Source organism: Sphaerimonospora thailandensis (assembly GCF_016863115.1).
Lineage (GTDB): Bacteria > Actinomycetota > Actinomycetes > Streptosporangiales > Streptosporangiaceae > Sphaerimonospora > Sphaerimonospora cavernae.
Genome location: NZ_BOOG01000131.1, coordinates 1 through 1423, shown reverse-complemented (window position 1 = coordinate 1423; position 1423 = coordinate 1). Strand labels below are relative to the sequence as shown.

General features: G+C 69.7%; 1 protein-coding gene. It reads right to left on the bottom strand.

From position 1 onward, the window contains the following. On the bottom strand, positions 1 to 1250 hold a 1250-nt coding region (locus Mth01_RS29270), incomplete at its 3' end, for an IS701 family transposase (RefSeq protein ID WP_204019197.1). Between the last annotated feature and the right edge of the window lie 173 nt (positions 1251 to 1423).

The window sequence follows — 1423 nt, the reverse complement described above, 5'->3', positions numbered from 1 at the left end:
CCCATCCGATATTTGGTGGCGATGAGGGCACGGCGGAGGGCGGCGTGGGCGTCGGCGATGGAGATGGTGGTCTTGCTGGTGTACCAAGGGCGGGCGCTGCGGTGGGCGGCCAGGTCGCGGTCGTGCTGGCCGTGCAGGGCGTACCAGCAGATGGTGAGGGTCTGAGCGGCCAGGCCGAAGGGCACGGTGCGCTGGACGGCGCGGGCGGTGCGGTTGCGGGCTTGGCCGACCCCGAAGATCTGCTTGGCCTCTAAGATCGCGACTTCGATGGACCAGCGGGCGGCGTACCGTTCGATCACCTGCCCGATCGTCGCGTCAAGGTCGGTGCTGACCAGGGCGACCTCCAGCGCGCCACTGGGAGATTGGATCACGACGACCTGGACCGGGCGGGTGCCGAACACGCCGTACCACAGGCAGACCAGGCTCGCGGCGCGGACGGTCTCGGTACGGCGGTACCGGGTCACGACCACCTCCGTGAAGGACAGGGACGCGGCGAGCTGGACCAGCGCGGGCAGACGCGCCCCCTTCAGCGCGGGACGTCCCCGCCGGCGCGGGGCCGGCGCTGGGGGCAGGGCGTACAGGGCGGCGTCCTTGCGCAGCCGGGAGGTCCACGACACCGTCTCGGGCAGCTTCTTCAGCACGCCGCCGACGTAGGCGGCATCCCCGACCACGTCGATCTTCCGGCCGGGCAGGGCCTCGGCCAGTGCGGTGACCAGGCGGCGGGCCACCTCCAGCCGCGAGGCCGACACCGTGCCCTTCTTCACCAGCCCGGCCAGCACCGGCAGCGCCACCGGGCGGGTCATGAACGGCAACCGCACCACGATGGCGCAGATCACCCAGTTGTTGCCGTACCCGGTCGCGTGCGCCTCAGGTGCGGAGCCGTCGTGGAACCACGAGGCCGCCCACACCTTCTTCCCCCGCCGGCGAAACAGCGTGTCATCGACCGCGACCAGCACCGGAGCTCCCTCGCCGATCAGCAGATCGGCCACCAGCCGCGCCAGGGTCAGGCCGAGGTGCTCGGCGTTCCAGCGGCGGCGGGCGAAGAACGCGTGCGCCCGGTCGTGCGGCCATACCCGGGCCAGCCCGGCCCCACTCAGCATGCCGCACACCGTCCGCGTCCCCGCACACGCGATGAACCCGGCCATCAGCATGCAGAACGTCTCGAACGTGGGCGCGGTGAAGCAGGGACGAAATCGCTCGAACAGGCCTGCAAGCGAGGGCGGTAACGCTACAGTCGCAGACGAGGGCATCGGCGTCTCCGGCATCCGGGGGTTTCAACAGCGCCGATGCTCCTCTTTTTATGCGCTCAACACCGGTATGCCCGCAGCTCGGGAGTGTCCCGGCCAACCAGGAGCAACCTCAACGAAACCGCGCCGATCACCACAAAAGAGACACCTCAAACGATCAAGAAAAAGCGCGAAAG